The organism is Oceanobacillus sojae (assembly GCF_900162665.1).
GTDB classification, from domain to species: Bacteria; Bacillota; Bacilli; order Bacillales; family Amphibacillaceae; genus Oceanobacillus; species Oceanobacillus sojae_A.
The window spans coordinates 476,840-503,158 of sequence record NZ_LT727812.1 but is presented as its reverse complement, the minus strand read 5'-3'; the positions used below and the strand labels follow the sequence as shown (position 1 = coordinate 503,158).

At 38.3% G+C, this 26,319-nt stretch carries 29 protein-coding genes; 15 read left to right on the top strand and 14 right to left on the bottom strand.

The window, feature by feature from the left end; all coding sequences use genetic code 11:
* Window positions 1–38 precede the first annotated feature (38 nt).
* The 4 genes from BN1068_RS13315 (at window position 39) to BN1068_RS13300 (ending at window position 4,335) form a co-directional block, all read left to right on the top strand.
* Window positions 39–1,520: an aldehyde dehydrogenase family protein gene (locus BN1068_RS13315; RefSeq protein WP_077603339.1), complete on the top strand. Its 1,482-nt coding sequence runs from the start codon at window positions 39–41 to the stop codon at window positions 1,518–1,520.
* Between the two features lie 26 nt (window positions 1,521–1,546).
* The gene (locus tag BN1068_RS13310; protein WP_077603338.1) at window positions 1,547–2,692 is read left to right on the top strand and encodes a Glu/Leu/Phe/Val dehydrogenase dimerization domain-containing protein; all 1,146 of its coding nucleotides are present in this window, start codon (window positions 1,547–1,549) and stop codon (window positions 2,690–2,692) included.
* 73 nt (window positions 2,693–2,765) lie between these two features.
* Entirely contained in the window at window positions 2,766–3,929 is a 1,164-nt protein-coding gene (locus BN1068_RS13305; protein WP_077603337.1) for a M20 family metallopeptidase, read from the top strand.
* 211 nt (window positions 3,930–4,140) lie between these two features.
* Entirely contained in the window at window positions 4,141–4,335 is a 195-nt protein-coding gene (locus tag BN1068_RS13300) for an alpha/beta-type small acid-soluble spore protein (RefSeq protein ID WP_077603336.1), read from the top strand.
* An 83-nt stretch (window positions 4,336–4,418) separates the two neighbouring features.
* On the opposite strand, the gene BN1068_RS13295 is transcribed toward BN1068_RS13300, so the two are convergent.
* The gene (locus tag BN1068_RS13295) at window positions 4,419–5,516 is read right to left on the bottom strand and encodes an ABC transporter ATP-binding protein (RefSeq protein ID WP_077603335.1); all 1,098 of its coding nucleotides are present in this window, start codon (window positions 5,514–5,516) and stop codon (window positions 4,419–4,421) included.
* 115 nt (window positions 5,517–5,631) lie between these two features.
* On the bottom strand, window positions 5,632–6,531 hold the full coding sequence (locus BN1068_RS13290) for a PucR family transcriptional regulator (protein ID WP_077603334.1): 900 nt from the start codon (window positions 6,529–6,531) through the stop codon (window positions 5,632–5,634).
* 217 nt (window positions 6,532–6,748) lie between these two features.
* Here BN1068_RS13290 and BN1068_RS13285 point away from each other — a divergent pair, with 217 nt between their 5' ends.
* On the top strand, window positions 6,749–7,096 hold the full coding sequence (locus BN1068_RS13285) for a YlbF/YmcA family competence regulator (protein WP_077603333.1): 348 nt from the start codon (window positions 6,749–6,751) through the stop codon (window positions 7,094–7,096).
* Window positions 7,097–7,154: 58 nt separating this feature from the next.
* Here the strand turns inward: BN1068_RS13285 and BN1068_RS13280 are convergent, their stop codons facing one another.
* A complete protein-coding gene (locus BN1068_RS13280) occupies window positions 7,155–7,340 on the bottom strand; it encodes a YhzD family protein (protein WP_077603332.1) in 186 nt (61 codons plus the stop codon).
* 259 nt (window positions 7,341–7,599) lie between these two features.
* Here BN1068_RS13280 and BN1068_RS13275 point away from each other — a divergent pair, with 259 nt between their 5' ends.
* Window positions 7,600–8,499 (top strand): ABC transporter ATP-binding protein, encoded by a 900-nt coding sequence (locus BN1068_RS13275; RefSeq protein ID WP_077603331.1) that lies wholly within the window; start codon window positions 7,600–7,602, stop codon window positions 8,497–8,499.
* A complete protein-coding gene (locus BN1068_RS13270) occupies window positions 8,492–9,748 on the top strand; it encodes an ABC transporter permease (RefSeq protein WP_077603330.1) in 1,257 nt (418 codons plus the stop codon). The genes BN1068_RS13275 and BN1068_RS13270 overlap by 8 nt, the downstream gene beginning before the upstream one ends.
* A gap of 52 nt (window positions 9,749–9,800) precedes the next feature.
* Here BN1068_RS13270 and BN1068_RS13265 read toward each other — a convergent pair whose 3' ends face one another.
* The 4 genes from BN1068_RS13265 to BN1068_RS13245 form a co-directional block, all read right to left on the bottom strand.
* Window positions 9,801–10,037 (bottom strand): hypothetical protein, encoded by a 237-nt coding sequence (locus BN1068_RS13265; protein ID WP_077603329.1) that lies wholly within the window; start codon window positions 10,035–10,037, stop codon window positions 9,801–9,803.
* A complete protein-coding gene (locus BN1068_RS24290) occupies window positions 10,034–10,219 on the bottom strand; it encodes an RNA polymerase sigma factor (RefSeq protein WP_077603328.1) in 186 nt (61 codons plus the stop codon). Before BN1068_RS24290 ends, BN1068_RS13265 begins: the two co-directional genes overlap by 4 nt.
* A 21-nt stretch (window positions 10,220–10,240) precedes the next feature.
* On the bottom strand, window positions 10,241–10,492 hold the full coding sequence (locus BN1068_RS24285; RefSeq protein WP_077603327.1) for an RNA polymerase sigma factor: 252 nt from the start codon (window positions 10,490–10,492) through the stop codon (window positions 10,241–10,243).
* 214 nt (window positions 10,493–10,706) lie between these two features.
* The gene (locus BN1068_RS13245; RefSeq protein ID WP_077603325.1) at window positions 10,707–11,078 is read right to left on the bottom strand and encodes a hypothetical protein; all 372 of its coding nucleotides are present in this window, start codon (window positions 11,076–11,078) and stop codon (window positions 10,707–10,709) included.
* 430 nt (window positions 11,079–11,508) lie between these two features.
* On the opposite strand from BN1068_RS13245, the gene BN1068_RS13240 reads away from it, so the two are divergent.
* From BN1068_RS13240 to BN1068_RS13205, 8 genes are all read left to right on the top strand, one after another.
* A complete protein-coding gene (locus BN1068_RS13240; RefSeq protein ID WP_077603324.1) occupies window positions 11,509–11,808 on the top strand; it encodes a metal-sensing transcriptional repressor in 300 nt (99 codons plus the stop codon).
* Window positions 11,809–11,920: 112 nt separating this feature from the next.
* Window positions 11,921–13,135: a metallophosphoesterase family protein gene (locus tag BN1068_RS13235; protein ID WP_077603323.1), complete on the top strand. Its 1,215-nt coding sequence runs from the start codon at window positions 11,921–11,923 to the stop codon at window positions 13,133–13,135.
* Entirely contained in the window at window positions 13,132–16,071 is a 2,940-nt protein-coding gene (locus tag BN1068_RS13230; protein WP_077603322.1) for an ATP-binding protein, read from the top strand. Before BN1068_RS13235 ends, BN1068_RS13230 begins: the two co-directional genes overlap by 4 nt.
* 33 nt (window positions 16,072–16,104) lie before the next feature.
* Entirely contained in the window at window positions 16,105–17,049 is a 945-nt protein-coding gene (yhaM, locus tag BN1068_RS13225) for a 3'-5' exoribonuclease YhaM (protein ID WP_077603321.1), read from the top strand.
* Window positions 17,050–17,155: 106 nt separating this feature from the next.
* Window positions 17,156–17,335: a sporulation YhaL family protein gene (locus tag BN1068_RS13220; protein ID WP_077603320.1), complete on the top strand. Its 180-nt coding sequence runs from the start codon at window positions 17,156–17,158 to the stop codon at window positions 17,333–17,335.
* A 138-nt stretch (window positions 17,336–17,473) separates the two neighbouring features.
* Entirely contained in the window at window positions 17,474–18,064 is a 591-nt protein-coding gene (locus BN1068_RS13215; RefSeq protein WP_077603319.1) for a thioredoxin family protein, read from the top strand.
* 588 nt (window positions 18,065–18,652) lie between these two features.
* On the top strand, window positions 18,653–19,675 hold the full coding sequence (gene pdxA / locus BN1068_RS13210; protein ID WP_077603318.1) for a 4-hydroxythreonine-4-phosphate dehydrogenase PdxA: 1,023 nt from the start codon (window positions 18,653–18,655) through the stop codon (window positions 19,673–19,675).
* 110 nt (window positions 19,676–19,785) lie between these two features.
* On the top strand, window positions 19,786–21,135 hold the full coding sequence (locus BN1068_RS13205; protein WP_077603317.1) for a four-carbon acid sugar kinase family protein: 1,350 nt from the start codon (window positions 19,786–19,788) through the stop codon (window positions 21,133–21,135).
* Between the two features lie 72 nt (window positions 21,136–21,207).
* Here BN1068_RS13205 and BN1068_RS13200 read toward each other — a convergent pair whose 3' ends face one another.
* From BN1068_RS13200 to BN1068_RS13170, 7 genes are all read right to left on the bottom strand, one after another.
* The gene (locus BN1068_RS13200; RefSeq protein ID WP_254846774.1) at window positions 21,208–21,489 is read right to left on the bottom strand and encodes an HPr family phosphocarrier protein; all 282 of its coding nucleotides are present in this window, start codon (window positions 21,487–21,489) and stop codon (window positions 21,208–21,210) included.
* 59 nt (window positions 21,490–21,548) lie between these two features.
* Window positions 21,549–22,556: a LacI family DNA-binding transcriptional regulator gene (locus BN1068_RS13195; protein ID WP_077603316.1), complete on the bottom strand. Its 1,008-nt coding sequence runs from the start codon at window positions 22,554–22,556 to the stop codon at window positions 21,549–21,551.
* A 364-nt stretch (window positions 22,557–22,920) separates the two neighbouring features.
* Window positions 22,921–23,826 carry a peptidylprolyl isomerase gene (locus BN1068_RS13190; RefSeq protein ID WP_077603315.1) on the bottom strand — a complete coding sequence of 302 codons (906 nt, stop codon included), beginning with the start codon at window positions 23,824–23,826 and terminating at the stop codon, window positions 22,921–22,923.
* A 114-nt stretch (window positions 23,827–23,940) separates the two neighbouring features.
* Window positions 23,941–24,126 (bottom strand): hypothetical protein, encoded by a 186-nt coding sequence (locus BN1068_RS13185; protein ID WP_077603314.1) that lies wholly within the window; start codon window positions 24,124–24,126, stop codon window positions 23,941–23,943.
* A gap of 270 nt (window positions 24,127–24,396) precedes the next feature.
* A complete protein-coding gene (locus tag BN1068_RS13180) occupies window positions 24,397–24,768 on the bottom strand; it encodes a YtxH domain-containing protein (RefSeq protein WP_077603313.1) in 372 nt (123 codons plus the stop codon).
* Between the two features lie 298 nt (window positions 24,769–25,066).
* Window positions 25,067–25,585 carry a tryptophan transporter gene (locus BN1068_RS13175; RefSeq protein WP_077603312.1) on the bottom strand — a complete coding sequence of 173 codons (519 nt, stop codon included), beginning with the start codon at window positions 25,583–25,585 and terminating at the stop codon, window positions 25,067–25,069.
* A gap of 123 nt (window positions 25,586–25,708) precedes the next feature.
* On the bottom strand, window positions 25,709–26,161 hold the full coding sequence (locus BN1068_RS13170; RefSeq protein WP_260052131.1) for an HIT family protein: 453 nt from the start codon (window positions 26,159–26,161) through the stop codon (window positions 25,709–25,711).
* Window positions 26,162–26,319: the final 158 nt, after the last annotated feature.

Here is a 26,319-nt window from a genome sequence, read left to right as displayed (position 1 = left end):
TGGGGATCAATCAGCTTTTATCAAAGGAGAATCGTAATATGACAAAACATTTAAAGCTGTATATAGATGGAGAATGGATCGATTCTGCTAATCCGAATATGCAGGATGTGATTAATCCTGCAACTCAGGAGGTTATTGCCAAAGCCTCACAAGCGACAAAAGAAGAAACAGAAAAAGCGATTCGTACTGCTAAAAGAACATTTGAAAGCGGCGTCTGGTCGGAACAGACGCCGGCAGCGAGAGCAGAGATGCTGCTTCAGATTTCGGATAAGATAGAAGTGAATTTGAAAGAATTGGCAGAGCTTGAAGTAATAAATAACGGTAAAACAAAAAGAGAAGCAGAGGCTGATGTGGAAGACGCTGTAAACACATTCCGGTATTACGCCGGTCTGCTGCATAATCAAACGGAGGAAGCCTTTGAGGCCGATAAAGATTTGCAAACCCTGATTGTAAAGGAACCAATGGGAGTAGCCGGTTTAATTGTACCATGGAATTTCCCGCTTCTAATGAGTGTATGGAAAATAGCTCCTGCATTGGCAGCAGGGAATTCCATTATTTTAAAGCCGGCAGAAATTACACCGGTAACAGCAGTCAAGCTCTATGAACTTATAGAACAGACTGACTTACCTAAAGGCGTTGCACAGCTGCTGCTGGGAACAGGAGCTGTTGCTGGACAGACACTTGCTGAAAGTAATGATGTGAACATTGTTTCCTTCACAGGCAGCACAAAGGTCGGACAACAGATTATGCAGGCTGGGGCAGGAAATTTAAAGAAAGTTTCCCTTGAGCTGGGCGGGAAATCACCGAATGTTATTTTTGGTGATGCAGATATTGATTTAGCAGTGGATTATGCTTTATTTGGTATTTTTATGGGGGCAGGACAAGTATGTACGTCTGGCAGCCGGCTGCTTGTTCAAGATAATATTTATGAGAAATTTATAGAAAAATATATAGAAAAAGCGAAAGCCATCCGTGTTGGCCCTGGAAATGATACAAAATCAGAGATGGGAGCGATTGTCAGCGAAAAGCACATGGAGAGTATTTTAAATTATATTCAAATTGGAATAGAAGAGGGTGCACATCTGGCTTTAGGCGGCAACCGAATGAAAACGGACGGCTTGGAGAAGGGTTTTTTCATCGAGCCGACAGTATTTACGGATGTTACAAGTGATATGCGTATTGTCCAGGAAGAAATTTTTGGACCTGTTATTGTTATTCAGAAATTTAAAGATGAAAAGGATGCAATTCAAATCGCAAATGATACCGATTACGGACTTGCTGGTGCAGTCTTTACCAAAGACCAGCCAAAAGCCATCCGTATCATTAAAAAGATACGTGCGGGCATTACATGGGTGAATACCTACCATTTATCCAGTGTAAGGTCTCCTTGGGGAGGATATAAAACAAGCGGTATTGGAAGAAGTCTGGGGAAATATGGCCTGGATGAATATCAGGAGACAAAGCAAATCAATATCAGTATGAACCCGGAAAGAATTGACTGGTTTGAAGGCAATAAATAATTTGAAAGAAAAAAAGGAGAAGAGAAATGTTAAAACCGTACTTAGTTGTAGAATGGAATGACACAGAGACAGATGCACAAGGCTGGCTTGTGGTCCAAAATTTAAAGAAAGGATATTCTGGCGGAGGAACCAGAATGCATCCTTCTGTAACGAAAGAAGAAGTGATCCGGCTGGCTGAAGCAATGGCTTATAAATATGTAGCAAGCGGGTCTGAAACAACTGGCGGATGTAAAGCGGGAATTGCCTATGATTATAAAGCACCGGATGCGCTTGGTGTATTGAGACGGTTCTTAATTGCTATGATGCCGTATATTGATAATGGTGTGTCCTTAGGAAATGATTTAGGAACAAAATACGAAGATATTCTGGAAGTCTTCCACGAATTTGGTATTGATATTCCGCTGACGAAAACCATGAAAGAGGATCCAGTCGTATTAAAAGGAATAAAAGACTATGATTATTTGTTAACACAAAAAATGGATGGACTTCTTTTAAATGACATTGTTACAGGCTACGGAGCTGCATTTGCAACAGATGAAGCATGGAAGTTTACGAATGGGGAGGCTGGAGCAAAAGTTGTGATTCAAGGATTCGGCTGTGTTGGTGCCAGTTGTGCATTAAAATTGCATCACCTGGGCTACAAAGTGGTGGGGATTTCTGATGCCAATTTATTGGTGACCTGTGAGGAAGGATTAGATATTCCTTCCCTTATTGAACATAAAAATGAATATGGTGAAATGGATCAGGCTTATTTTAAATCAGACTACCATGTAAGACCAAACAATGAATGGCTGGATGTTGATACAGATATTTTGATTCCTTGTGCATTGGAGGATGTGATTAATGAATCCAACGCCGATAAAGTCAATGCAAGCCTGATTGCAGAAGCGGCAAATATACCACTTTCTGCAGGAGGAGACAAAATCATTAGAGAAAAAGGAATTTATTTAGTAAATGATTATGTAGTGAATTTAGGATCTGTCCGCGCCTATGATGTAGTAGTATTCGGTCTTGTAGATCCGACACCTCAGGCTGTAATAGATGATATTGAACAGCTGTGCCGAAAAAATGTACAGCACTTGTTTACGGAATCTGAAAAACAAAACAGATATCAAAGAGAAGTAGCAAATGAGCTTTTCCGCCCTGGAAAAAGTGATCTGTTAGAATATTAAAAGACAGTGGAGAGCGCAGAGTCATGCGTTCTCCATTTTACAAATCATATAAAAGCTGAGGTGGAAATTTCAGATGAAGGAAATATTGAAAGAAAAATTAACAGATATGCAACAACAATTATTAGATATAAGTGAAAAAATGTATGATAATCCGGAGCTGGGAGATGAAGAATTTGCATCCATGGAGCTTTTAACGGATTTACTGAAGGAAAATCAATTTCAAGTGGAGACAAATATTATTAACCGTCCTACTGCATTCAAAGCTGTGTATGACAGTAGCAAGCCGGGTCCTGTTATTGCTTATTTGGCAGAATATGATGCGCTGCCAGAAATTGGTCATGGCTGCGGACATAATTTAATTGGAACGATGAGTACAGGTGCCGGAATAGCTTTAAGTAAGGTTATTAATCAAACAGGAGGAAAAGTTGTTGTTTATGGTACACCGGCAGAGGAAACAAATGGAGCAAAGGTGCCAATGAGCAGAGAGGGTATCTTTGATGACGTTGATGTGGCGATGATTCTTCATCCCGAAGGAGTATCCAGAGAAAGTGGAGCTTCGCTGGCAAATGATGCATTGGAATTTAAATATACCGGAAAAGCAGCACATGCAGCCGCATCACCTGAAGAGGGAATTAATGCGCTTGACAGTGTTCTTCAATTATACAATGGTATAAATGCTTTAAGAGAGCATTTACCGGATGATGTCCGTATTCATGGGATCATCACGAAAGGCGGGGAGGCAGCGAATATTGTTCCGGATTTGGCAGCAGCTGAATTTTATATCCGGGCACAGTCACGCCAGATTTTAGATGAAACTAAAGAGAAGGTCATGCAGATTGCAAAAGGTGCAGCATTAATGACTGGTGCGGAAATGGAAATAATAGAACAGGAAGGCAGTTATGATAATATGGTAACTAACCGGCCGCTTTCAGATATATTTACAAAAAATTTAAAAGCAGCAACTGGTGAAACTGTATATCCCCCGCAGCTTCTGAAAGCTTCTATGGATATGGGAGATGTCAGCAGGGTTGCACCGGCAATACATCCATCGATTGGAATCGGTGACCCTTCATTGGTGCTGCATACGAAAGCGTTCGCGGATCAGACAATCAGTCCAGCCGGGAAACAGGCCCTCATGAATGGTGCGCTGGCATTAGCTTGTACGGGGTATGAGATTTTATCCGATTCCGCATTATTGGAGGAAATAAGAGAAGCATTTGAAGAGGTAAAGGTGTAACATCCTTTTTTAAAGACTAAGTGACTTTCTTGGTTTTTCTTAAACATTTATAGATGCGTAAAGGGCTTATAAGATGTTTAAGAAGGTGTTTGGATATAGTGAGAAACCTATAAATGAAAGAGATATGTTATTTGCTATTATTAATTACCAATAATTAACTATCATAAGTTTAGAAAAAATGCAGATGATATGTTTACAGGAGGTGATAACTATGGCAAATAACAATTCAAACCAATTAGTAGTGCCTGGAGTACAACAAGCTCTTGATCAAATGAAGTACGAAATCGCTCAAGAATTTGGTGTAAACCTTGGTCCAGATTCAACTTCTCGTGCAAACGGTTCTGTAGGTGGGGAAATCACTAAACGTTTAGTGCAAACTGCTCAACAACAAATGCATGGTAAATAATTTTATTTAAAAAAATATTACTGGCTGACAGGGGGAGCTCATTATGAGCTCCCCCTTACCAATTTTTTTATTTTAGAATTGTGTTAACGTATACGCTGTTCATTGTCTTTATCGAAGAAGTGGACTTTATTCATATCAAAAGAAAGCTCCAGTTCATCTCCGCCTTGTACATCTGTACGGGAATCAACACGTGCAACGAATTCCTGACCATCGATGCTGGAATAAAGAATAGATTCAGCCCCCATTAATTCAGCAACCTCAATTTTCGCAGTTATTTTTGAATCAGGAGACGCTTCCAGGAATACCAGCTCATCATGGATATCCTCAGGACGAACTCCGATAATCAGCTCTTTTCCTTCGTATCCCTGATCACGCAGAGGTATCAGCTTCGCTTCTGGGATTAAGAAAGTGCTGCCGCCAATTTTGAATTTGTTTCCTTCCAGTGTTCCGGTAAAGAAATTCATGGATGGAGAGCCAATAAACCCGCCTACAAAAATATTTTCCGGTAAATCATACACATCCTTTGGAGCTCCAAGCTGCTGGATAACACCATCTTTCATAACAACCAGCCTTGTTGCCATTGTCATTGCTTCCGTCTGGTCATGTGTTACATAGATGGTAGTCGTTTGCAGACGCTGGTGAAGCTTTTGAATCTCTGCACGCATTTGCACACGTAATTTGGCATCCAGGTTAGATAGAGGCTCATCCATCAGGAATACCTTTGCATCACGGACAATCGCACGTCCTAATGCAACACGCTGTCTTTGTCCCCCGGATAATGCTTTCGGTTTTCTGTCCAAGTATGCTTCCAAACCTAAAATTTTAGCAGCTTGATCAACGCGCTGTTTGATTTCTTCTTTTTTGAATTTACGAAGCTTAAGTCCAAACGCCATGTTATCATACACATTCATATGCGGATATAGAGCATAGTTTTGGAATACCATAGCGATATCGCGATCTTTTGGTGCAACATCGTTCATTAACTTTTCATCAATGTACAATTCTCCATCAGATATTTCTTCCAGACCGGCAATCATACGCAGAGTCGTCGATTTCCCGCAGCCGGATGGGCCGACAAATACAATAAATTCTTTATCCTGAATATGTAGATTGAAATCTTTTACCGCCAATACATCTTTATCATATTTCTTTTGAATATGCTCTAATTTTAATTCTGCCATGCTTACATCTCCTTCAATTGTTTAAATTTCAAAAGCTTATGTTTGAAAGCGTTTTAATATCTGGTTTTATTTTACTGAAAAAGCTGTAAAAACAATATGGAAATGTTGCACAAAATTATGTGCGGGAATTGTGCATGTTTGCCAAAATGGCTAAATAAACGGTAAAAGCCTTATTGAATTGTTTGATATCAATGCCTGTGCTCTCATGAAATTTATCAAGCCGATACTGTAAGCTGTTTCTGTGAATGTATAATTTTTTTGCGGTTTCTGAAACATTTAAATTACACTCAATGAACATTTGAATAGTATCCAATGCTTCCTGATCTATTGTAAACTCTTTTAAAATCCATTGACTTAGCTGCTGCTGCTCTTTAGAAGAGAGGGTTTCAATAAGAAAAGAAGGGTACCCCTGGGTATAATCAATGACAGCAGTATCCATTTTACGGAAGCTCACTTCTGCCATCTGTGTGATTTGTTGGATATAGTCTTCTAAATCACAGTCATTTTCCAAGTAAGGACCGATAAAGAAAGTAGTCTTTACATATAATTCACTCATTAATGTATCCGCAAGATGATGATAAGCTAAATCTTCTTCCAAATAATTTTCGCGATCTTCAATAATAAAACCTTTATTTCCATTATTCCAAAGAATGGATAAATCCCCATAAAAAAATTCTTGCAGGGTTTGTTTAAATGTTTCCAGATCAACCTGTCCTTTTTCAATTTGAAAGAAAATAAAACGATATCGTCCTTCTTTTCCAAGGTTTTCATTCTTTTTTTCCTGAATACGGCTTTCCCATTCCTTCTCTTTAGATGTCTGGATCGGTAATTGAATTTGATAAGCGGGAAGAAAGGTGCCTAAGAGCATTCTGTCTCTTTCAGTCAATTCTTTATTATCGATACCGATAATTGTATTTTCAAATTGGTACCATCGATATTCAGGGTTAATATCCCCGCGGTTTTTAGGCAATTTTATTAAACTTGGGTAGAGTCTTTTTAATCGTTGTAAATTCAATCTTATTTCTCCTTTTTCATTTATGTATGAAGAAAAAATCTTACAGATAAATAATAATTAATGTAACGGTATTTTTCCTTGAAAGTATAAGCTCTCCTTTTTATTATACATGAAATATAGCTGTAGAATTTTTTCATGCCATCAAATAGATATGGCTATACATACGTTAACAGCTTTGTTATAGTAGCAAGAGACGATGAAGGAGGAATTATATTTTATGGCAAATTTACAAGAGCAAGCAAATCAATTAGAACAAGCACTTCGTGAAAGCACAGAATTCCAGGATTTAAAACAGGCTTATGATGCAGTGATGTCTGACCCTGCTGCAAAGCAAATGTTTGAAAACTTCCGTGAAACACAACTTAACCTGCAAGAGAAGCATATGCAAGGCTTAGATATTTCCGAAGAAGAAATTGAAAAAGCAAGACAAGTTGTTGAGACTGTGCAACAGCATGAAGCAATTTCAAAATTAATGGAAGAAGAGCAAAAACTAAACAACGTGATTAATGAGATTTCTCAAATTATCACAAAACCATTAGAAGAACTCTATGGTGCCGCAGAATAAACAGTTTTGATTAATATCCCGCTGCTACAAAAGGTAATATAGCAGTGGGATATTTTTTTTAACGATGGAAGAGGACCAGTTTAGCACTTGGACTGACGCAGCGATGGGTATGTTCAGCGTAGCCTTCATTCTCAAGCTTACCTTTTCCTATTTCTTTCGCATCTAAATCATTCGAAGCTTCAAATTGCTCATCCAGCAGCTTTTCCCCCGTTTTTGAAAATACCGTTAAATAATATGCAGCCATGATACACCCTCCAATAATTGAAATCGCTTTATTTATAAATTGTAAATCAAAATGAGTGAATATTGCAATGAATATCAATTCATTTTTTGAAGGATAAAGTTTTGGAAACAAGTGTCTGGTGAAAATGGATAATGAAATATAATATAGTGAAACAATTTTATACTTTGTACGTATTACAAGTGGAATAAATAAAACTTAGAAAAATAATGAACCTTTTCAACAATTCAACTGTATAAGTTAGTAAAGGGAAGGGAGAGAGATTATGCTGAAATTATCAAATGTAACAAAGCAGTTTGGAAATCATACTGCTGTGAACAATTTATCTCTTGAAATACCGGAAAGTGAGATGTTTGGCTTTTTAGGCGGAAATGGTGCGGGGAAGACGACAACCTTCCGGATGATTCTTGGATTGCTTGATAAAACGTCAGGAGATATTACTTGGCAGGACGGGCCGATTTCTTATAATGAAAGTCATTTAATTGGCTATCTGCCGGAAGAAAGAGGTCTGTATCCCAAATTAACTGTCAAAGAACAAATTATTTATTTAGGCCGGCTGAGAGGGATGAAAAAGCAGGATATCCTCAAAAAACTGGATGAATGGCTGGAACGTTTTAAAGTGCCAGAGTACTTAGATAAAAAAGTGCAGGAATTATCAAAAGGGAACCAGCAGAAAATACAGTTTATCTCTGCTGTGATTCATGAGCCCAGGCTATTAATATTAGATGAACCATTTTCCGGGTTAGATCCGGTTAACGTCGAGATGTTAAAAGGGGCTGTCAAGGATTTGAAAAATCAGGGGACATCCATTGTTTTCTCCTCTCACCAGATGGAGCATGTAGAGGAAATGTGTCAGCATATCTGTATTCTGCAAAAAGGGACTCCTGTTGTTCATGGATCATTACGGGACATTAAACACAGCTTTGGAAAGAAAAATCTCGATATCCGCGGTGATTTTTCAACGGAATATTTAAAGGATTTTCAAGGTGTAGCTTCTTATAAAGAATTGCCGGATGGATGTGCACTGCAGATTGAGGATGAGCAGGTGGCACAGAATATTTTTTCAAGTTTGCAAGGGAAAGGATTTGTCCGGAAATTCGAAATAGAAGAACCATCCTTAAATGATATTTTTATCGAAAAGGTAGGTGCTTCTTATGAATAAGTTCTGGACGATTGTCGGGCACACATATTTTTCCAGAGTTAAAGCGAAATCATTTATTATTACAACGGCTATTACATTGGCGATCATTATTGGTTTTGCAAATATATCTTCCATTATTGATATGTTTTCAAGTGATGAAGACTCGTCTGAAAGCGTGCTTGTTATTGATGAATCTGAAGGTTATGGCGGGTATCTCGAAGAAGGCGGTCTAAGTGAAGGCACAGGAATAGCCTTTGAAAAGTTTGAAGGAACAGAGGAAGAAGCAAAGGAGGCGGTAGTAAGTGAGGAGTACGATGGATTGCTGGTCATTACAACAGATGAAAATAATCTTCCTGAAGGAGAGTACTATGCAAATCGTATTTCTGAAACAGGAGAACAAACAGCCGTTGAGGAAACCTTACAGCAGCTGAAGGTAGTTGTCGGTACACAACAGGCCGGGATTGATCAGGAGACGCTGGAAACTATTTATGCTCCTGTATCATTTCAAGCTGAACAGCTTGATGATAGTGCACGAACAGCAGAAGAAATGAACCAGTCGAGAGGCTTGGTATATGCAATGTTATTTGTTCTGTATATGACGGTTGTCATTTATGGTCAGATGATTGCAACAGATGTGGCAACGGAAAAATCTTCCCGTGTCATGGAGCTGCTTATCTCCAGTGCTCCACCGATTACCCATATGTTCGCTAAAATAATCGGTATCGGCTTATTGGGATTGACACAAATCGTTATTCTGTTTGGAGGAGGCTATTTTGCTATTCAGGCGAATGAAGATTCGATGGCAGGCGGATTCTTCGATATAATGGGATTATCGAATAATGATCCGGCTATTTATATATATGCGATTATTTTCTTTATTCTGGGGTATCTTTTATACGCAACGCTTGCTGCAATGTTAGGATCTTTAGTAAGCCGTATTGAGGATGTCAATCAGTTGGTTATGCCAATGACAATGCTAATAATGATAGCCTTTTTTATAGCGATATTTGGTCTTGGTATGCCAGAAGCCACATTAATTACAGTTACATCCTATATACCGTTCTTTACTCCGATGATTATGTTTCTGCGAATTGGTATGCTGAATATCCCAATCTGGGAAATTGGCTTGTCCATCGGTCTCCTTGTTCTGACTATCGCTGCAATTGGTGCATTGGCAGCACGAGTTTACAAAGGCGGCGTGCTGATGTATGGAAAGTCGGGTTCTTTAAAGGATTTAAAACGTGCGATAAACTTATCGAAAAAAGAATAGATGCAAAAAGCCTCCAGCGAATATGGAGGCTTTTCATTTGAGGCTGCTAAATTCAAATAAAGAAAATGGGTGCAAAAAATAAAAACAGTACAAAAATTAATGGGTAGAAAGCAAGATGAGTAATGGAAATCCCGCTTATACGGAATATTTCCAGCGGATCCTTAGCAGGACTATAAATCCAGTTTGCCAACCGTTCCAGTTTACTGCTTTTCATCGGAATTTCCGGTACTTCCACATGAAACTCATCCAGTCTGTTCTGAAGCTGATCTGGAATATCTCTTTTACTCATTCTTTACCCTCCAATAATACTTTTAATTTTTTCAGCGAAGCATGCAGCCGTGATTTTACCGTTCCAATTGGAATTTCAAGCACTTCAGAAATATCCTTTTGTGTAAGATCATAATAGTAAGTTAAAAGAATAACTGCCCGCCGCTCTTTAGGGAGCTGTTGAATGACAGTCTGAACTGTAATTTTATCTTCGTATGATAAGCTCTAAAGCTGATTGAGCACATATAAAAAAGGCAGTATTTTTCTCATTCTATTGCGTTTTTTAAGTCTGTTAATCATCAGCTGATAGGCAATACGAAACAGATAAGTTTTGATACTGGACTTTCTCTCATCAAAGTTTGCCTGATACTTATGAAATTTGACAAATGTATCCTGTACCAGGTCCAGACACAGCTGTTCCTCCTGACAATATCGGAAAATAAACTGATAAATTTGTGCTTTGTAGTGTGTGTTCAAAAAGTCCGATGAATAGGACCAAGAAGTTCAAGGCGACGGGAGTTTTACAAACGGAGCGTATGCTTTTAAATACGTGAGTATTGTAAAACTCCCGTCAACGCAGAAATTCGCCGTGTCATTTTTATTGGTCTTTTTGAACATCCTCTTATATGTAACAAATAGTTCCTCCATCGTATTTTCATCCCGATTTTCACTTTCAGCGGATGTGGCCGTTTTACTTGGACTCATCAGGCCACCGCTCTTTTATTCCTCTAAATGCAAATGCGATTCTGGTTATGAACCAAATAAATGTTAATAATGAAAACACAAATGTCTGATGAATAAAAAACTGTATCCAGGGGCTGTCAATGTTATCACCCCGAAGCAGAAATAACATTAAACCTGCTATACATAAAAATGTATAAACCGCAGCCAGAATGATAGCATAATCCCATCTTGTCCAGTGAAAATAAATGTCCGACTTGCTAAAATCAATGTCTCCCTTTCTGTCCCGGGTGACTTTTTTATTCATTGTTCCAATCATGATTCCAAAAGTGGTCCCGAGAATTGCTGCTGCAATCATGCCTAATAACCAGCCCAAAGCCATAAATGATCGACTCCTTTTCATGCTTTTATTAACTTATACAGTTGAACAGACAAAAAGGTTCACTTATATTTCAAATTTTTATCTATTCTGCTTCCTGTTCTCTAATAATTTCTTTTTAATCTTTCTTTCAGCTTATATAAATGTATTTGCCAATAAAAGAGCTTATCTTATACAATTACTATAAAGAGGAATAATATAATATCCTGCTAGCTGCGGCGGTCTTACACGTTACTTGCTTTCCAGATAGAGTTTATGCTTTGTCAAGAGCTAGATGGAAGGAATGATCAGCGCCTGTCTCTATGATAAGCAAGCTATTTTTTAAGGTGCGAAAGTTGAGTCATTATACTCCCAGCCTTTAAGTGAACGCTTCTTCGTTGACATATATACGGTAGGGTGGTATTTTAAAGATGAAGACAAAAGGAGGGATACGATGGATTCCTTACATGAGCATACATTGAAACCAAGAACAGAAACAGAGAAAAAAGCAGTTACCAATCGATTAAAAAGAATTGAAGGCCAGGTACGCGGCATTCAAAAGATGATTGATGAAGACAGGTACTGTGTGGATATTCTTGTCCAAATCAGCGCGATCAATTCTGCGTTGAAGCGTGTAGGATTTGAAGTAGCTGAACGTCATGTCAAACACTGCGTCAGTGATGCGGTGAAGTCTGGAGAAGGCGATGAAGCGATTGAAGAGCTGATGGATGTGCTTCATCAGTTTACAAAATAAAATATGGATTGAAAAGTCTGCCCCGGGCAGGCTTTTTTATTTGATGATAGAACGTGCATTCTATTATTAGCTCTGTTAAAATAAGGATATCATTAAACTGGGAGTGGAGATTGTGGATTCTGCGGTTACTTTTATTCATGCAGCAGATTTACATTTAGACAGCTTATTTAAAGGCTTAAGACATGTACCTGCAAATATATTTAAAGAAATTCAAGAAAGTACGTTTACCGCTCTGAACCATCTGGTCGATGAAGCGATAAACCATAACGTTGATTTTGTTTTGTTAGCCGGTGATTTATACGACCATGAATCACAAAGTTTAAAAGCGCAAATAAGATTGCGGCGTGCCTTTGAGAGGCTGGACGAACAGAATATTGATGTGTTTTTATCCTATGGCAATCATGATTTTATGAAAGGTGATTCCTTTGATGTGGAATATCCTGATAATGTACATATTTTTTCTAAGGAGACAGTAACATGTATTCCTTTTTATAAAAATGGTGAAGCAGCTGCTGCGATATACGGATTTAGTTATGCAAACAGGGCGGTATATGAGAATAAGTCAGCAGAGTATAAGATTGCCGCCGGGGAATATCCCTTTCATATTGCCATGCTGCATGGCAGTGTGGCAACGAATACGGAACATGATTCGTATGCACCATTTCAAATAAAGGACTTGTTAAATAAAGGAATGGACTATTGGGCATTGGGACATATACATAAAAGACAGCAGCTGCATTCCAATCCGCCGGTTATTTATCCGGGTAATATTCAGGGGAGGCACCGGAAGGAAACGGGGGAAAAAGGCTGTTACCTTATACATTTAAGCAAGCACAATATAGAACAGACATTTTTACCGCTTCAGGCGATCCGTTATGAAGAAGTAGAGGTAGATATCCAAGAGTGCCTTACTCCTTCACATGTAGAAAAATCCATTATAAAGCAGCTGCCGGCAAATAGTGTACCCAGCTTATTGTATTTAAAAATAATAGCAAAAGAAAATGAAGGGTTCACACCGGACGAGGTATTTATTCAGGAGTTAATTGAAGTGATAAATGAATCTGTGTCTGAAGCATTTCCCTGGCAGTACATTTACCATTACCGGATGGTTTTGGAGAAAGAATCGACCTGGCTGGAGGACTCCTTTTTAAAAGATATATTGGAAGAAGCAGATACGTCATTTATTCAAGAAGGCTTAAATGAAATTTATCATCATCGAAATGCGCGTAAATTCCTATCCTCCTTATCCGTTGAAGAGGAGCAGGCTGTTAAAGAGGATGCCTATCAGCTGCTGAATGTGTTACTGCGAAGGGAGAGAATGGAGTGAAAATAAAGGAAATAACGATTTACGGATTTGGCAAGTGGGTCGATCAGACGTTTTCCTTTTCCAATTCCAATCTGATAACACTTCTTGGGGATAATGAATCGGGAAAAACAACCTTGCATCAATTTATTTTATATATGCTCTTCGGGATGACAAAAAAGAAATGTGATTTTTATCGTCCGAAAACAAGCAGTAAGCTGGGCGGGAGGATGATTATAGATCACCCTTGTGAAGGAACTATCTGGATTGAACGGCTGGATGCTGCGCAAGTGCAATACTTTGCTGACAATGGAGAAGAAAGGGATGAAGCCTGGTTCAGGGAGCTTTTGGGGAATATGAGTGCAGAAGCCTTTCAATCGATTTATTCCTTTTCCAGCCAGGATCTAGCTGTCTTCCAAAATATGAAGGAACCGGATATAAATGAACTTTTATTAAGTATCGGTTTAACAGGATCAGCAGCGGTTTATAAGGTAGAGAAGAAACTGCAGTCCGAATTACAAAAGCAATTTAAACCGTCTGGTACAAAACCGGTTATTAATGAAAAATTAAGCGGGATACGTGCCATGGATAAGCAGTTGGGAGAAGGCAAAAAGCTTGAAAAATCATATAAAGAACAGATAGAAAAAATCGATACACTGGAGAAAAAGCACCAATTAAAAAAAGAGCAGATTGCGCAAAAAAATGAACAGCTTGAGAAAGAACAGCTGATGGAAAAAATACTGCCTGTCAGAAAAGAAATACATCGTATTTCCGGAGAGCTTCAAGAGCTGGCTGATGTCCGTAATTTTCCATTAGATAATCAAGAGCAAATAAAAACGCTGCATACAGATATAAATAATATTAATAGAGAACTTGAATCTCACCAGGCTACCCTGGAAACTTATACAAAGAAAAAACAGGATTTAGAAACAGCGTCACTGCAAAATGAGGAAAAAGAGCAGTTAAACCATCTTTTGAATCAAAAAGCAGAAATAACATTAATGCGGGAACGCCAGAGAACCTTAGAGCAGGATTACAGCTTTAAAACACGTGAAATAGCAGAAATGATTCAGGAGAAGCAGATTCATATAACAACTGAAGAACTGGAGCAGCAGGAATTGCCATTTTATCTTGAAAAAGAATGGGGAGCCTTGCGGAAAGAACAGGAAAATATACAGGATAAACTAACCGGAAGCATTCAGAAAAAAGAACAGCTTTTACAAGAAGAATCCGGGATAGAAAAAGAGCAGAAGAATTTAAATCAGGAACTGCTTGCTGAAGCACACATAAAAGAACTAAATCAGCGGATAAATACCTATAAACAGAGGAATCATCAGGATGGAAGTCAGCAAAAAAATATGTACCAAATGCTTGGGAGAATGATTCAGGAGAAGAAAAAGCAAGCGCGGATGATTGTTATTATTGGAACAGTAATAGCTTTGACCGGTGCTCTGACCGGTTTTGCAGTAGACATTCCCTGGTTGTACTTGATAAGTCTCGCCATCATTGCGGGGGTATATTATTTTCGGCGTACACAGCTGCAGGATATTAAACAATTAAAGCAGCAGGAAGGGCAGCAGACGGATCATTCGGGTCAGGAAATCGATGTGACAGAATCCGAGTACCAGGAGGCAATGGAAATCCTGAAAGAGCAGGAGGAATTACAGCGCAGGCTGCATTCATTAGAAGACAGATTGCAGTATACACGTAATCAGTTGGAGACAAATGAAGCAGTACGATTTGATTTAGCAGAGCAGCAAAACAGATTGGAAGAGAATATTGTTGATCAGCAAAATCGGTTTCCCTTTTTACAGGCTGTGGATGTTTTATACTGGCAGGATATCTATCATCTCTTACAAAAGCTGATTCAGCTGACCAATGATAAACAGAGCTTTAAAAAAGAGCTGGATAGAGTAACAGAAAGGATCGATGGGTTTTCTGACCAGGTGAAGCATTGGTTTAAGGGAAACAGATTAGCCAATCAGACCAATCTGGAAGAAATGATGCTGGCATTAGAGGAGATACAGCAGCAGGAACAGCAGCATCAGCATGAGCTTCAGCAGCTTACTCAATTCATAAAGGATGTTCTGAACAAACAGATGATACTGAAACAGAAACGAAATCGTTATGTGGAGGAAAGAGATGCACTCTTAAAAGCATCCGGGACAGAGTCCGAAGAAAGCTATTTTGAAAAACAAACAAGAAAAGAGCGTTATAATAAGCTTTATGAGCGTCAAGAAGAGCTGAGAGAGAGACTCCAAATATTGATTCCTGAAGAATGGCAGCAGGAATTGACGGATGCACCCTTAGAGGCTGAGAATTATTATAAGAATAAAAAAGAACTGGAATTAGCACTGACTGATTCTGAAGAAGAATTAGAACAATTAAAAAGCCGGATTGCAGAACAGAGATTGCGGATAGAGCAGCTCGAATCAGAGGAAGACATATCCTTGCAAATGCATCAGCTGGCAATGGAAAAGGAAGAACTGGAGGACCTGGTGAGAAACTGGGCAGTGCAAAAAACGGCTTTACGAATGCTGGAAGCTGCTAAAAATCAATTTAAGGACAAGTATTTAGCCCTTGTTATAGAAACAGCACAAATCTATTTTAAAGAGATTACAGCAAACCAATATGATACAATATATGCACCAGCAGCGGAAAAAACTTTTCAGGTAGAAAACAGTAAGAAAAAACAGCGCTTTTACGTAGAGGAGCTGTCTCAGGGGACAAAGGATCAGCTGTATATTTCTTTGAGATTTGCGATTAATGAAGTGATGGCAAAATCGTCTGGGCTGCCATTTTTCATGGATGATGCTTTTGTACATTTTGATATGAATCGTACAGAGAGAATGCAAAAGGTGCTGGAAAGATTGGCAGAGGAGCAGCAGGTGATTTTATTTACATGCCGCAGGGAGCTGGCCGAGGCTGCAAACGGAGATATCATTCATCTCTCCGTATAAAGAAGTTTTATTGATTTGGAAGGAGGAATTAAAATGAAAAAAGGCATTGCAAATTTAACCGTCGGGGATAAATTTGAAGGATTTTTATTAATAAATGAAGCGACGAAAGGTACAACGAGCAATGGAAAGCCATTCCTGACATTAATGCTCCGTGATGAGTCTGGTGAATTGGAAGCAAAGCTGTGGGATGCAACCAAAGAAGATGAAGAAAATTTGCTGGCAGAGCAGATTATTCATGTGACAGGAGATATTAACCAATTCCGGGGGAAAAACCAATTGCGGATTCATTCCATTCGCCTGTCCCAGCCTACAGATCAGGTTCAGGTAAGTGATTTTGTCGGTAAGGCTCCTTTAAGCCAGGAAGAGCTGGGTGATAAACTGACAGAAGCTATTTTTGAAATGAAGAATCCTACCTTACAACGTATCGTACGGGGCTTCGTGAAAAAATACCAGCATGAATTACTCCTTTATCCAGCCGCTGCGAAAAATCATCACGATGTAGCATCGGGATTGGCTTATCATATTGTCAGTATGCTCGGAATTGCACGGCAGCTTCACGAGCTTTATCCTTCCATTAATAAAGATTTATTGTATGCAGGTATTATTCTTCATGATATAGGAAAAATAAAGGAATTATCGGGTGTTGTGTCGACGACGTATACACTCGAAGGAAAACTGCTTGGTCATATAACGATTATGGTAGAGGAAATAGCAGACATGGCTAAGGAGCTGCAGGTTGAAGAAAAGGAAGAAGTACTTATTCTGCAGCATTTGATTCTGAGTCATCATGGGAAAGCAGAGTGGGGGAGTCCGAAGCCTCCAATGGTTAAAGAGGCAGAGCTTTTGCATATCATTGACTTAATTGATGCGAAAATGAATATGCTGGATAAAGCTTTAGATAAAGTTCAGCCGGGTGAATTTACAGAACGGCTTTTTGCAATGGATAATCGTTCTTTTTACAAGCCGTCCTTTGAGTAATTTTCAATCCGGGATAGTGTATCTGCAGGATAAAAATGAAGTTCATGTCATTTTCTATTAACTTGTTCATATATATTTAGTAAGGAATGGACAAGGGGGATGTAAGATGAGCTCGATTCCAATTTGGGTTTTTGCAGTGATTCTATTAATTTTTTTGAGTGGATATATGGCAGTACGTGCATTTTTGGCAGAGAAAAAGCTGGATAGACAGTTTATTGAGCGCGAAGGTAAAATATATATGGAGCGTATTCAGGAAGAACGGATGAAACGAAGAGAACAGGAATGAAATACGAAGCTGCGAAAGCACTATATTATTCCATTAACGGAAGGAATAATATAGTGCTTTTGTATTTGAGAAACCTGCATTGACGAAACACAAAAATTCTGATAACGTTTAAAAAAATATTTATGTGGAGGAATGAGGATGTCATACACTATTGAACTTGGCACGAAGGCCCCGGATTTTTCTCTTCTGGCAACGGATAGAAAATATTATAGTTTAAATGATTTTAAGGATGCAAAAATACTGGTTGTATTTTTTACATGTAATCACTGCCCGTATGTTATTGGCTCTGATGAGATAACAAGAGAAACAGCTGATAACTTTAATGATAAAGGGGTTGCTTTTGTAGGAATTAATTCTAACAGTGTGGAAACAAAGGCATTGGATTCCTATGATTTTATGGTAGAAAGAATGGAGGAAAAACGATTTCCTTGGGTTTATCTCAGAGATGAAAATCAAGAAATTGCTAAAGCTTATGGAGCTTTGAAAACACCGCACTTTTTTATTTTTAATGAAGACCGGGAACTCGTATATACCGGCAGAGGCCTGGATAATCCTAAAAATCCAGAGGATGCAAAGGTGAATGATTTACAAAATGCCTTGGAGGAAGCAATTGCAGGAAAACAAATAACAACACCAGTCACCAACCCGCTCGGATGTAATATAAAATGGAATGGAAAAGATAAATACTGGATGCCGGCGGAGGCTTGTGACCTGGTCCCGAGAAGCTGATTGTATAACTTAAGATGAAAAATTATTTAGAGACTGGCTATCTGAGATAAAAGATTAGTCAGTCTTTTTAAAGAGTAAGAAAGCATAAAATGCTGAGGATAGCCGCTCCAACAGGTTTCACGAGGGGAGTAATCGCAACCCCTTGACGTCGCGAACTTAATCGAACTTCCTTCCGTTTTGGGACTGGGAATGCGATTACTCGTCCCACCGAAGAGCTTTTGCGATTACACGTCCTATCAAAAAGCTTCGCTAAAAATAGCTTTATTTCTTAGTGAAAAAGTAAATAAAACATATTTCTTCTTAGATGGGAGCGAAGGGAAGTCGACTCCTGCGGGAAAAGCAACAGGTGAAGACCCCGCAGAAAGTGGTCTTCTTTTGAGGAGGCTGAGGCGTTGCCCGCGGAAAGCGACTTCCCACAGCGGACATCTCCTTGGCAAGAACACCAGTATTTTAAAGACCAAGTGATTTCCTTTGCTTTTAGAATTGGTTAAACGATAAAACAAAGGTATTGACATATGGTGATTAGATATATAAAATATATGTTATAAAAACGTTTAACCAAATTTTAAATAGACAGGGGTAGTTTAAATGAGCGGAGATTTAAAGAAACCAGTTGTTGCAGTTACAATGGGGGACCCGGCTGGGATAGGGCCGGAAATAACGGTGGACACAATGCTTACTGAAAAGGTTTATGACGAATGTAATCCTTTTCTTATCGGATCTGTGGATATTGTAAATAGAGCTTTAGAGATAAAGAACAGTGATTTTGAAATTAATAAAATTGATTCTCCTTCAGAAGCGAAATTTACTTATGGCACTATTGATGTACTGGAGCCGAAGGAATATGACTGCTCGCAAATTGAATACGGGAAGGTACAAAAGCTGGCTGGAGAAATGGCATATGATTACGTGGCAAAATCAATAGAACTAGGGCTGAATAAAGAGGTCGATATTGTGTCTACCGCTCCAATTCATAAAGAAGCGATTAAATTAGCCGGCTGTAAGCATGAGGGGCACACAGAAATATTTGGTGATTTAACGAATTCTGATTATGCACTTACCATGTTTAACTGCCACAACTTAAAAGTATTCTTTGTCAGCCGGCACAAAGCACTGGTGGAAGCTTGCAGTTACGCTACCAAAGATGTTGTTTTAGATACTTTGCGTCAAATTGATACAGAATTAAAAGGCATTGGATACGAAAACCCGGAAATTGCACTTGCTGCACTAAACCCGCATGCTTCTGATAATGGACTGTTTGGTACAGAAGAGAAGGATCATTTAATTCCTGCAGTGGAAGCTGCGAAGGAAGAAGGAATGAATGTTGTAGGTCCTGTACCGGCTGACTCTGTATTCCACCTTGGATTACAAGGAAATTACGATGCAATTTTATCTCTTTATCATGATCAGGGGCATATTGCTTGTAAAACATATGATTTTGAAAAATCTATCACAATTACTTGGGGACTTCCGTTTATGCGCAGCTCTGTAGACCATGGAACGGCATTTGATATTGCCGGTAAAGGAATTGCAGGATCCGTAAGTATGATTGAATCTACATTAGTTCCGGTTCAATATTGGAAAAAACAACAAAAAGCATTACAAGGATAAATAGCAATTTCATCCTGACAGACTTTACTCCATATAAATAGTGGTAAAAACAGGGAGGGAGACTTTCCTGTTTTTATTTCTATAGATGGTTAGACAAACGAGGTGCGGAAATGTCCAAATTAGGTATTATTGCTGATGATTTAACAGGTGCAACAACGGTGGGTGTTTTATTAGCGAGATCGAATATACCCGTTGCAGCTTATTTTGATTCAGATAATTTATCAAAGGATAAAGAACAGGAAGCATTTATATTAACAACTGATTCCAGAGCAATAAAAAAAGAAGATGCAAAAGCAAGGGTAAAAGAAGCCGTTATCAGCTTGAAAGAAAACGGTGTCACATACTTATCCAAGAGAATAGATACAACACTGAGAGGTAATATCGGCGCAGAGGTAGAAGCTATGCTGGAATTGATGGATGAGGACACAATTGGTATGATGGTTCCGGCGATGCCGCAGTCCAAACGTATTTTAGTAGGGGGGTATTCTATTATTGATAGTGTACCTTTATCGCAGACACCAGTAGCCAAAGATGTCCGTACACCTGTTGAAGAGTCGCATTGTCCTACATTAATAAAAAAGCAAACTGATTATCCCGTTGAAACCATTTCATTAAATACCATATTAGCCGGTAAAGAATCTCTGAAAAAAAGTTTAAGGACAGCTCGTAATAATGGTGCGAAAATTATCATTGCTGATGCTGTTTCTTTAGAGCATATTGATTTGATTGCACAGGTTATTTCAGGCTTGAAATGGAATGTGCTGATGATTGATCCGGGGCCTTTCACAGAAAGAATGGCTTATTATAATGGGTTTAAGAAGGAAGTGGAAGCACTCGATAAGGAGATTGCTTCTGCTGAACAAGGAAACGGAACAGTTCTTGCTGTTGCCGGGAGTGCTTCTCCTGTAACGAAAGAACAGATTCATCATTTATCCAGGCAAGAGAATGTCATTCAAATACCAGTGATTGCAAAAGATTTAATTTGCTGTGATGAGGTGTCTTCTAAAGAAATAAAGCGTGTAATTGATTTAGCAGTTAATCATTTAAAGAAAGCTTCACCGCAGGCGCTTATTATCGAAACATCCGTTACGAATGAAAGAGTTGACTTAAAAGCAGTGGAAAAAAGAAACGGGCTGCAGCCAGGTGAGTCTGCGGACAACATTAATAAGGCATTAGGTGAAATTACCAAAGGTATATTGCTGCAGACGTCTAAAATTAAAGGGATATATATGACGGGCGGGGATACGATGGTTCATATCTTAAAAACGCTTGAAGCAGTTGGCATTAAGCTGCTCGATTATGTTATCCCGCAAGCTGATTTAGGTGTAATTATCGGTGGTTATTCTGATGGACTGGTTGTTGTTGGCAAGGGCGGGCTGACAGGTTCTATCCAGACTGCTGCAGATATTGTAGAGCGAATTATGAAAGAAGCAAGTGTCCGGACTTTGATAGAAAACTAAAAGCAGGAATGTAAAAAAACCATTATGTTGATGGTTTTTTACATTCCTGCTTCGTTATTGCTGAATGGTTTATTATTCGCCTCCAAAGAAACGGATAACCTCCAAAACAGCTTCCTCAGCATCTTTTCCTTCTGCGCGTACAGTAGCTTCCACACCATTTCTCAGCTGCAGTGTTGCGAGGCCTAAAACACTTTTAGGGTTTACTTCATGAATTTGGTTGCCTGATTCATTACGAATAAACACTTCACAATCATATTTTTGAAGTAAATAGCTTAATTCAATGATAGTCTGATCCTCAGTGATATTGATTACGGTGTTCTTTTTAAACGATGATATGGTAATCTCCTCCTTCATATATGTAGCTATTTAAAGTATATAGGAAAAAGGAGAAAAACAAAAGAAAAACGTTTAACCTAACAACCGCAGGATTTTCTTTTTATCAAATAAGTTGGAACAATAACCTTATTATTATAGTCTGGATTATTTATTTTATTTAAAAGCATATCAAAAGCAGTTCTTCCCATCGTTTCCGCAGAAGCGCTGATTGTTGTAATCGGCCGGCTGATAATAGATGCGGAAGGGAAATCACCAAAACCGATAATTGCCATGTCATTTGGAATGGAAACATTCATATCCTTCAAAGCGGAGATAGCCCCAATGGTCATAGAATCATTCAACAGGAACATTGCTGTAATATCCGGCTGATTGTTAATTAATTTCTTAACAGCCTTCTCAGCTCCCTGAACCGTTGCTTCTCCATCAATAATTTGTTCAGGATTTAATGTCAGCCCTTCTTGTTCTAATGCTGTTTTAAATCCTTTAATCCGGTTAAAAGTCGGGCCAATATCGTCCATGGCATACACAACGACCATTTTTTTATGCCCATGTGACAGAAGATGCTTTGCTGCATCAAATCCGGCCTGATAATCATCCTGACAGACCATAGGTGTATCTGACAATGCGTCATGATATCTGCTGATTAAAACAACGGGCAGGTTTTTCATGATACTATGTATATCATATGGAAAAGGCTTGGAATAGCTTGCGGCGGGGGCGAGAATAATGCCATCCACCATTTGGGAGCTGAACAGTTTTAAAGTAGATTCTTCATAATCTACATCTTCATTTGTGTTTACAAAAAGTAAATTGTAGTTCATTTCCTTTGCTCTAAGGGATATAGCATTTATATACTGTGTAACAAAAGAGTCCGGGAAGCTTGGAACAATGAGCCCGGCTGTTTTCGTTGTGTTATTTCTTAAATTTTTTGCAGAGTAGTTAGGGACGTAATTATATTTATTTACGATGTCCATTACTCTGTTATATGTTTCTTCGGTTATTTTTTTACTGCCGTTAATTACATGGGAAACCGTCGTTACGGATACACCGGCTTCTTTAGCTATTTCTTTCATGGTAATACGCATTATATTCACCTCGTCGAGTCGGATACTGTTATAGTGGACATTAAAGAGTCCAATAAAAATGATACGGGGATAAAGGATCTTCTGCTAAGAACGCTTTCATGTAACAATAATTATCATTGTTACTTAGTATATAAAATTATTTTACAATATGTTTTTCTATATTATAACAATGTTAACTTCATATTGCGATAAAATGTTTTTCTATCGTTTTACCGGAGACAGAAGCAGATTAATTATCAGAGAAGATAGAGCAGGAGAGGGGAATTATACATTGATTCTATACGGACACTAAAAAAACAATCGCTGCTTTTAACGGCGATTGTTTTTTAGTGTTATAAAAGTACTGTTTAAGAGAGACTTTTATTTATTCTTCTTCAGCTTTTGAAGAATCTGCATCTGTATCAGCATCTTCTTGTTTAAATAAATCTTCAAGTCCTTCTGCCTTAACATCTACATTAGATTCTTCGATAATTTTTTGAAGTTTTGCCTGGATTTTTTCCTGGTCTGCCTGCTGAAGTACTAATTCACTTCTTAATTCATCTTTTAATTCGTCGAAGTCTCCGATTGTTTCTTCTTTTTCACGTACATCGTTTACTTTAATGATGTGGTAACCAAATTGAGATTGTACAGGGTCGCTGATTTCACCCGGTTCCATAGAGAACGCAACTTCTTCAAATTCAGGAATCATATCACCGGCGGAGAAGTAACCAAGGCTGCCATCATTTTCTGCGCTGCCGCTGTCTGTAGAGTACTCAGCAACGAGATCTTCAAAATCTTCTCCATCGTCTAATTTCTGTTTTACTTCATTAGCTGTTTCTTCATCTTCCACAAGAATATGCTGTGCTTCTACTTCTGTATTCTTTTTATCGTAGTACTCTTTTAAATCTTCATCAGTGATATCCATATCTTCAGAAATAGCAGCTTCTTGAAGCATTCCTACATAAACAAGATCTTTAAGAGCTTCTTCACCGCCAAATTGCTGTTCTACCATGGAATCAAATTCTTCCGGACTGCCAAACTCGTCCTTCATTTTTTCAATTTCGTCATTTACCTGATCGTCAGTAACATCGTATTTATCCTCAAGAACTTTGATAGTAACAAGCTCTTCAAGAACAGCTTCTCCATTACGGTCTTTCAATTCATCGTAAAATTCTTCTTTCGTGATATCGCCGGCGTCCGTAGTTGCAACTACATCGCCGTCCGAAGAATTACATGCAGCCAATGCAAGCAAGCTGGCAGATATTGTTGCTGCTAATGTCCATTTTTTCATGTCTGATATACACTCCTACTCTTTCCTAATATTACTTTTATTGTTTACCATGATTAATATATCATACTTTTCCATTTTAAATAAATATTTTCAACAATTTACTTAAAAATCACATTAAACTGTCACATTTAAAATGCGGATATATGAACAAACAAGCATAGCTACCAGTATCATGTTCGTGACCCGGTCCATCCTTTCTGACTTTTGTCTGGACAGTCCCATCTTCGTACAAATAGCACTGATCATGACATTAAAAATAAGTAATATTAAAAAACCAAAAATAATATAGAAGATAGCCATGTTCTATGTAACGCCCCTTTACAATAATGATACTCCTATAACTCTATCAAAAACAAATAGTGTTGAACAGTAATAAAGTTATACAGGTTTCTAATTTCTTTATCGAAGGAAGTGAAAAGATGCCCAGTTTTCTGAGTACAGCTTTTCATATTCATTATAATAAATATCCAGATATTGCTAAATTTTATTTGGGCACAGAAGGTGGTATCCCCGTTTAACTGCAGAAAAAAGAAAGCTTTTGCCGACGGTTTTCAGGCAAAAGCTTTCTTTTTATGAATTGGCATTTGTGTTTTTAATTTTTTCTTCTAATTCACGAATACTTGATTCAATTTGTTCCAGCGATTGATGAATATTTTCCTGCTGAGGCTCTACCGCGTTTTTCCAGTCTTCCACAGATTTTCGCATTTCTTCTGTCAATTCTCTGACCAGAACGGCACCTTCTTTAGAAGTTCGAAGCAGCTGTTCCTTAATTCGGATACTGTCCTCTTTTAAGTTCATCAGTAAATCTTTTAATTCTAAGGATTGGTTTTTAACTCTTAAGCGGATGTCCTTACCGGATTCAGGTGTGCTTAGTAATGCAATACCAGCGCTGACAGATGCTCCGACCAGGAATCCGATAGTTAATGATTTTTTCTTAGACATAGGAAACGCACTCCTTTCTTCTTTCCATATACCTTTTCCTTTTACCACATGTAATTAAACATTATACAATAAATAGGAGGTTCATAAAATGAACCATACATACTTATTATAGGAAATGGAATCATTTTCTGCTAGTGTTAATATTTTTAACTTACCATTATCTTAACACAAAACAGTGAATATATGATAAATATGCGTTGCAATAAAAGAAAAAAGCATTCGTTCAAATAAAAATGGAACGAATGCCTTTGAAGACGAAGAAAGGGGGAAAGGATTTTTCTTTTCCACTCTTCTTCATTTAAACCGCAGCCATCTTACTTCGTTTCAAAATACCTTCCACAATTGGATAGACAACTAACATGATTACTGTATTCATTACTGCTGCAGGAAGAACAACAGCTGCAAATAAAGCGAGAAAACCGCCATCTAAAAATCCAAGAATAAAAAGTGCTACGGATAAAAAGATACTGCCGCTGATCAGTGTTCCTGCAAACGTTAATACAGATGCCGTCACCTTTGTATTCCAATGCTTTCCTGCCAGTAAAAACAACAGGAAGAAAGCAATTGCGGTTATTGGTTTATCAATCAGATTAGCGATTTGTCCTCCAGGAGCAGCTGTAGTTAATGCGGAAATAGCTGCAGTTGCAAATGCAATCAGAAGTACATAATTCCATTTGGGGAATAAAATAATTCCTAAGAACATCATTGCCAGCATCATGTCAGGCTTCACTCCAAATAATAGCGGGGGCATTACCAGATGTAATACGGTTCCGATACTCACCAATAGGGCAAGCATTGTTAAAATTTTTGTCTTCATTACTTAACTCTCCTCTGCTTTTCTAAACTCTGCTTTCCGGCTGTGCGCTTATTGCCAGCCGCGAAAGGATACAGCCAGTATATCAAATACTGATTAAAATAAAAAGAACTAAATTTGCTGCTTTTATTGCTTTATCTGCCCGCTAATTGCTTTAGCAACAGATTGTAAATCCTCTGATGAATAGTCCTCTGTATGTGTTGTCCAGTTTGGATAATAACCGTCTCCGTCGCCGTAACGCGGGATTAAATGTACATGCAGATGAAAAACTGACTGCTCTGCTGCTGCTTCATTATTATTGAGCAGATTGATTCCCAGCGGCTGGTATGCATCACGAATGGCTTTAGCAATAGCGGGTATTCTACTAAATAGTTCTTTTGCTGTTTCTGGTGAAGTTTCATAAATATTTTTTGAGTGTTCCTTTGGAATAACAAGTGTATGTCCTTTCGTTACCTGACTGATATCGAGGAAAGCATATACCTTTTCATCCTCATAGACCTTTGCGGAAGGTATATCTCCATCGACAATTTTGCAAAAAATACAATCTTCATGAGCCATCATTTGTTCCTCCTTATCAATAGAAAAAAATATTCTTTTTTCTATTGTAAAGAGTTAGGCCGGGTAAAGTAAAGGATTCTATATTATTCTTAAAGAAGGAAGTGTAAAAGGTTTCTTTAAATACGAGATATAACTTATCAGCTAATATCTTTAGCAAAAGCTCCCGTAATTTGTAGAAC